This window comes from Streptomyces sp. NPDC054840 (assembly GCF_053611065.1).
The window spans coordinates 1-6,776 of the sequence record NZ_JBSGZP010000406.1; the positions used below are offsets into that span (position 1 = coordinate 1).

The following is a 6,776-nucleotide window of genomic DNA, read 5'->3' on the forward strand; positions in this document are numbered from 1 at the left end:
CTCGTCGAGGAGCCTCGGTGGCGGGACGGGTACGTCATCCGGGGGCTGGAGGAACTGCTGGTGGAGTTCTAGATCCGGTCTCCGCGGCCGGCGTCTACGCGATCATGTCGCGGCGGCGCAGGGCGCCGAGGCCCGCCGCCGCCGCGGCCGCCGCCAGGGCGGTCAGGGCCAGCAGCGGGGTCCGGTCCAAATCCTGCGCTCCCGGGAGCCGGGGCAGATGGGCGAAGGGTGAGAGGTTCAAGACGGCCTGCGGGAGGTTCAGCGCCGGACCGACCCAGCCCAGGACCAGCGCGCCCCCCGCCACCGCCCAGGCCGCCGCCGCGTACTGCGGGACCAGGCCGTGGAGCAGCACCGCCAGCGCTCCGATCAGCCACACCGCCGGGAGCTGGGCGAGTGTGGCGCCGATGGCCGCGCCCGGCTCACTGCCGTGCCCGAGGCCGAGACCGAGCCCCGCCAGCAGCAGGATCAGCGCCGAGCCGCCGAAGGCCACGGCCAGGTGGCCGCCGGCCCAGCGCAGCCGGCCGACCGCGTTCGCGAGCAGCGGCTCCGCGCGCTGCCCCGACTCCTCACCGGCCAGGCGCAGCACCGACGAGACGGCGAACAGGGCGGCGACCATGCCGAACATGCCGGCCATCGTGGCGAGGAAGGCGTCGGTGAGCGCGCCCGACCCGCCCTGACCACCCTGCCCGCCCATCCGTTCGATGATCTCGCGGGTCCGGTCGTTGTCGCCGACCAGGTCCGCGGCGCCGTCCGCCATCCCGCCGAACACGACGCCGGCGATCAGGAAGCCCGCGCCCCAGCCCAGGACGCTGCCGCGCTGCAGCCGCCAGGCCAGTGCGCCCGCCGTGCCCAGGCGCCCCTCGGCCGGCCCCGGCCGGGAGGGCAGGAAGCTCATGCCCAGGTCACGGCGCCCGGCCAGCACGTACGCGGCGCCCGCCTGCACCGAGGCGGCGGCGGCGAACAGGGCGAGCACCCACCAGCGTTCGGCGGCGAAGGCCCGTACGTTCTCCGCCCAGCCGAGCGGCGAGGCCCAGGTCAGGGCCGACCGACCGCCTCCCGTACCGGCGTCGCCCGCCGCCTTCAGGACGAAGGCGGCGCCGAGCGCGGCGGCCCCGATCCCCTTGGCGAGGCGGGCGCTCTCGGTCAGCTGGGCGGCGATGGCGGCCGTGCAGGCGAAGACCGTCCCGGTGGCCGCGACGGCCAGGCCGAGAGCGACCGCGCCGGGCGCGCCCTGCCCCGCGAGACCGCCCGCCACGAGCAGGGCGACACAGGCGTTGGCCATGAGTGCGGCGAGCAGGGCCGCGGTCAGCGGGGCCCGCCGCCCCACCATCGCGGCGGAGAGGAATTCCTGACGGCCCGTCTCCTCCTCCTCGCGGGTGTGCCGGACAACGATGATCAGGCTCATGGCAGCCGCGAGGACGGCGGCGTAGACGCCGGCCCGCCAGGCGGTCAGGCCGCCGAGGGAATCTCCGAAGACCGGTCCGTACAGGGCGCGCATCGAGCTGTTGGCGTTCATCAAGGCGGCGACCCGGGCCCGTTCGGCGTCGGTGGCGTACACACTGCCCAGCGAGCCGGGCATGCTCACGACCATGAGCGTGGTGACCGCGATCCACACGGGCGTCATCACGCGGTCGCGGCGCAGGGCGAGCCGCAGCAGCGTCCCGGTTCCGGCCAGTTGGTTCTTCATCGGGACGCCTCTTCGGTGTAGTGGCGCAGGAAGAGCTCTTCGAGGGTGGGCGGGGTCGAGGTCAGCGACCGCACGCCTGAGGCGGTCAGGGAGCGCAGTACGGCGTCCAGCTTGTCGGTGTCGGCCTGGAGGCGGACGGTGCGGCCCCGGACCTGGACGTCGTACACGCCGGGCAGGTGGGCGAGGCCGTTCGGCGGGCCGGCCAGCTCGGCGCTGATAGACGTGCGGGTGAGGTGGCGGAGTTCGGCGAGGGTGCCGGTCTCCACGGTGCGGCCCTTGCGGATGATGCTGACCCGGTCGCAGAGGGTCTCGACCTCGCTGAGGATGTGCGAGCTGAGCAGGACGCTGCGGCCGGCGGTGCGCGCCTCGGTGACGCAGTTCTGGAAGACCTCCTCCATCAGCGGGTCGAGGCCGGAGGTGGGTTCGTCGAGGACGAGCAGTTCGACGTCGGAGGCGAAAGCGGCGACGAGGGCGACCTTCTGCCGGTTGCCCTTGGAGTACGTGCGCCCCTTCTTGGTGGGGTCGAGCTCGAACCGCTCGACGAGTTCGGCGCGCCGGGTCCGGTCGAGGCCGCCGCGGAGGCGCCCGTAGAGGTCTATGACTTCGCCGCCGGAGAGGTTGCGCCACAGGGTGACGTCTCCCGGAACGTAGGCGACGCGGCGGTGGAGGGCGACCGCGTCGGCCCACGGGTCGCCGCCGAGGAGCTCGGCGGTGCCGGAGTCGGCGCGCAGCAGGCCCAGCAGGACCCGGATGGTGGTGGACTTGCCGGCGCCGTTGGGACCGAGGAAGCCGTGGACCTCGCCGGTGTGGACGGAGAGGTCGAGTCCGTCCAGGGCGCTGGTGCGGCCGAACGCCTTGTGGAGGCCGGCAACGCTGATTGCCTTCGTCATGCTTGCGAACGTACGTCGTTTTCACAAATTTCTGAAGCTTGCGAATCTCGGGAATCACGTAAAGTCAGGAAGGTGGCAGACGACGTGGTGGACGTGGACCCGGAGACCGGTACGGATGCCGGTACGGGCGGCGATACCGGCGGCGATACCGGCGGCGATACGGGCATCGGTACCGGTGGCGACGCCCGGGACGGCGACGCCGTCTCCCGCTTCGTCGAGCGCTTCGCCGCGCAGCTGACCGAGGCCGGGATGCAGCGGATGGCCGCGCGCGTCTTCGCCCAGCTGCTGGCCAGCGACGGCGGCGCGATGACCTCGGCGGAGCTGGGCGAGGCCCTGCGGATCAGCCCGGCCGCCGTGTCGGGCGCCGTGTCCTACCTGACCCAGGTCAACATGGTCAGCCGCGAGCGCGAACCGGGCTCACGCCGCGACCGGTACGTCCTGCACAACGAGCTCTGGTACGAGACCTTCACCCGGCGCGACCAGGTGCTGACCCTGTGGGAGAAGACCCTGCGCGAGGGTGCGGCCGCCCTCGGCACGGACTCGTCGGCCGGGGCACGCGTCGCGGAGACGGCGGCCTTCTTCGCGTTCATGCAGGGCGAGATGCTGGGTGTGATGGACCGCTGGCGGGTCCACAAGGCGGCGATGGGCCTCGGCTGATCCGCCTCGGCGGGCGCTGACCGAATCCGGAAGCCCCGATACCCGCAGACGGGAAACCTCATGCGTGCCATGCTGGAACGCATGAATCTGGAGGACCTGGTACGGCTGCGCCGCGCCCGGGACATGATGGACCGCGAGTACGCGGAGCCGCTGGACGTTCAGGCGCTCGCGAACGTCGCCCTCATGTCGCCGGGACACTTCTCCCGCAGCTTCCGTACCGCCTTCGGGGAAACCCCTTACAGCTATCTCATGACCCGCCGCGTCGAACGCGCGAAGGCGCTGCTGCGACGCGGCGACATGAGCGTGACGGACGCCTGCTTCGCCGTCGGATGTACCTCGCTGGGGTCCTTCAGCTCGCGCTTCACCGAGCTCGTCGGCGAGACGCCCAGCGCCTACCGGGCCCGCAACCACGACGACGGCGCGGCGATCCCGGCGTGCGTCGCCAAGATCCTCACGCGACCGGTCAGGATCGGAGAAGCGAAATCCGCACCCTCCTCGTAGCGTCGACGGCATGGACATCAACCTCTCGCAGTGCTTCATCGCAGTCGACGACCACGACAAGGCGCTCGCCTTCTACCGCGACATCCTCGGCCTGGAAGTCCGCAACGACGTCGGGTTCGAGGGGATGCGCTGGGTGACCGTCGCCTCCCCCACGCAGCCGGACGTGGAGATCGTCCTCGAACCGCCGCTCGCCGACCCGGGTGCCTCGGCCGCCGACCGGCAGGCCATGGCGGAGCTGCTGGCCAAGGGCCTGCTGCGCGGCGTGATCTTCTCCACCGACGACGTCGACGCCACCTTCGAACACATCCGGGCCGCCGGCGGGGAGGTGCTGCAGGAGCCGGTCGACCAGCCGTACGGCGTCCGCGACTGCGCCTTCCGTGACCCGGCGGGCAACATGCTCCGCTTCAACCAGCCCCGCAAGCACTGAGGCCGCCTGCCTCAGGAGTCCGCGCAGGAGTCCGGGCAGACGGCCCGCCCGAGAGATGGAGACACGATGAGCAGGGCCACCGAGCCGGACCCCCGCCCGACCGGGCCTCAGGCTCCGCAGGGACCGCAGGCGCAGCAGGCACCGCAGGCGCAGCACGCTGCCGACAGCCACGGTCTGATCCGCGTGCACGGCGCGCGCGTGAACAACCTCAAGGACGTCAGCATCGAGATCCCCAAGCGCCGCCTGACGGTGTTCACCGGAGTCTCCGGTTCGGGCAAGAGCTCGCTGGTGTTCGACACGATCGCCGCCGAGTCGCAGCGGATGATCAACGAGACCTACAGCACCTTCGTCCAGGGCTTCATGCCCACCCTGGCCCGCCCCGAGGTCGACGTACTCGACGGGCTCACCACCGCGATCACCGTCGACCAGCAGCGTATGGGCGGCGACCCCCGCTCCACGGTCGGCACCGCCACCGACGCCAACGCGATGCTGCGCATCCTGTTCAGCCGGCTCGGGAAGCCGCACATCGGCCCGCCCAGCGCCTACTCCTTCAACGTCGCCTCGGTCCGGGCGAGCGGCGGCATCACGGTCGAGCGCGGCGCCGCCAAGACCAAGACGGTGAAGGCGACCTTCTCCCGCACCGGCGGCATGTGCGTGCGCTGCGAGGGCCGCGGCTCGGTCTCCGACATCGACCTCACCCAGCTCTACGACGACTCCAAGTCGCTCTCCGAGGGCGCGTTCACCATCCCCGGCTGGAAGTCCGACAGCTTCTGGACCGTGCGGGTCTACGCCGAGTCCGGCTTCCTCGACCCGGACAAGCCGATCGCGAAGTTCACCAAGAAGGAAATGCAGGACTTCCTCTACCGGGAGCCCACCAAGGTCAAGGTCGAGGGCGTCAACCTCACCTACGAGGGCCTCATCCCCAAGATCCAGAAGTCCTTCCTGTCCAAGGACAGGGAAGCGATGCAGCCGCACATCCGGGCTTTCGTGGAACGGGCGGTCACCTTCACCGTCTGTCCCGAATGCGAGGGCACCCGGCTCAGCGAGGGCGCCCGGTCCTCGAAGATCAAGAAGATCAGCATCGCCGACGCCTGCGCCATGCAGATCAGCGACCTGGCGGAGTGGGTACGCGGCCTCGACGAGCCCTCGGTGGCCCCGCTGCTCACCGCACTGCGGCTCACCCTCGACTCGTTCGTGGAGATCGGCCTCGGCTACCTCTCGCTCGACCGGGCCTCGGGCACCCTGTCCGGCGGCGAGGCGCAGCGGGTCAAGATGATCCGCCACCTCGGCTCCTCGCTCACCGACGTCACCTACGTCTTCGACGAGCCCACCATCGGCCTGCACCCGCACGACATCCAGCGCATGAACGACCTGCTCCTGCGGCTGCGCGACAAGGGCAACACGGTGCTCGTCGTGGAGCACAAGCCGGAGACGATCGCGATCGCCGACCACGTCGTCGACATCGGCCCCGGCGCGGGCACCGCCGGCGGCACCGTCTGCTACGAGGGCACCGTCGAGGGGCTGCGCTCCGGCGGCACCATCACGGGCCGCCACCTCGACGACCGGGCCGAGCTCAAGCCGTCGGTGCGCAAGCCCACCGGCGCGCTGGAGATCCGCGGCGCCACGGCGAACAACCTGCGCGACGTCGACGTCGACATCCCGCTCGGGGTGCTCACGGTCGTCACCGGCGTCGCCGGGTCCGGCAAGAGCTCGCTGCTGCACAAGTCGCTCTCCCCCGACGCGGAGGTCGTCTCCATCGACCAGGGCGCGATCCGCGGTTCGCGCCGGAGCAATCCCGCGACCTACACCGGGCTGCTCGACCCGATCCGCAAGGCGTTCGCCAAGGTCAACGGGGTGAAGCCGGCCCTGTTCAGCGCCAACTCCGAGGGCGCCTGCCCGAATTGCAACGGCGCCGGGGTCATCTTCACCGACCTGGCGATGATGGCCGGTGTCTCGACCACCTGTGAGGAGTGCGAGGGGAAGCGGTTCGAGGCGTCGGTGCTGGAGTACCACCTCGCCGGCCGCGACATCAGCGAGGTGCTCGCGATGTCGGTGACCGAGGCCGAGGAGTTCTTCGGCGCGGGCGAGGCGCACACGCCCGCCGCGCACCGCATCCTCACGCGGCTCGCCGACGTGGGACTCGGCTACCTCAGCCTCGGCCAGCCGCTCACCACGCTGTCCGGTGGCGAGCGGCAACGGCTCAAGCTGGCCACCCACATGGCGGAGAAGGGCGGCGTCTACGTGCTCGACGAGCCGACCACCGGGCTGCACCTCGCCGACGTGGAGCAGCTGCTCGGCCTGCTCGACCGGCTGGTGGACTCCGGGAAGTCGGTCGTCGTCATCGAGCACCACCAGGCGGTCATGGCGCACGCCGACTGGATCATCGACCTCGGTCCCGGTGCCGGTCACGACGGCGGTCTGATCGTCTTCGAAGGCACCCCCGCCGACCTCGTGGCAGACCGCTCCACCCTCACCGGGGAGCACCTGGCGGCCTACGTGGGGAGCTGACCGGACCTCGCGGGGAATCCTTCGTGCGGGAAATATCACTGTCTGGAAAGTAGATATGTGATGAGTTCTTGTGATTCTCTTTAATCTCCATCCCTGTGAGATAAAG

Annotated in this window: 6 protein-coding genes; 4 read left to right on the forward strand and 2 right to left on the reverse strand. The window is 70.9% G+C overall.

Translation table 11 applies throughout. The annotated features are described in order from the left end of the window. Positions 1-94: 94 nt before the first annotated feature. Both ACWGIU_RS25200 and ACWGIU_RS25205 read right to left on the reverse strand, forming a co-directional pair. On the reverse strand, positions 95-1,687 hold the full coding sequence (locus tag ACWGIU_RS25200; RefSeq protein ID WP_453709345.1) for an ABC transporter permease: 1,593 nt from the start codon (positions 1,685-1,687) through the stop codon (positions 95-97). Next, the gene (locus ACWGIU_RS25205) at positions 1,684-2,577 is read right to left on the reverse strand and encodes an ABC transporter ATP-binding protein (protein WP_453709347.1); all 894 of its coding nucleotides are present in this window, start codon (positions 2,575-2,577) and stop codon (positions 1,684-1,686) included. Before ACWGIU_RS25205 ends, ACWGIU_RS25200 begins: the two co-directional genes overlap by 4 nt. A 165-nt stretch (positions 2,578-2,742) precedes the next feature. On the opposite strand from ACWGIU_RS25205, the gene ACWGIU_RS25210 reads away from it, so the two are divergent. From ACWGIU_RS25210 to ACWGIU_RS25225, 4 genes are all read left to right on the forward strand, one after another. After that, positions 2,743-3,234 carry a GbsR/MarR family transcriptional regulator gene (locus ACWGIU_RS25210; protein ID WP_453709353.1) on the forward strand — a complete coding sequence of 164 codons (492 nt, stop codon included), beginning with the start codon at positions 2,743-2,745 and terminating at the stop codon, positions 3,232-3,234. 81 nt (positions 3,235-3,315) lie between these two features. Further along, the gene (locus ACWGIU_RS25215; RefSeq protein WP_453709349.1) at positions 3,316-3,735 is read left to right on the forward strand and encodes a helix-turn-helix domain-containing protein; all 420 of its coding nucleotides are present in this window, start codon (positions 3,316-3,318) and stop codon (positions 3,733-3,735) included. Between the two features lie 10 nt (positions 3,736-3,745). Beyond that, positions 3,746-4,162: a VOC family protein gene (locus tag ACWGIU_RS25220; protein ID WP_030726511.1), complete on the forward strand. Its 417-nt coding sequence runs from the start codon at positions 3,746-3,748 to the stop codon at positions 4,160-4,162. Between the two features lie 66 nt (positions 4,163-4,228). After that, complete coding sequence (locus tag ACWGIU_RS25225; RefSeq protein ID WP_453709351.1) at positions 4,229-6,670, forward strand: ATP-binding cassette domain-containing protein; 2,442 nt, start codon at positions 4,229-4,231, stop codon at positions 6,668-6,670. The last annotated feature ends 106 nt before the right edge of the window (positions 6,671-6,776 follow it).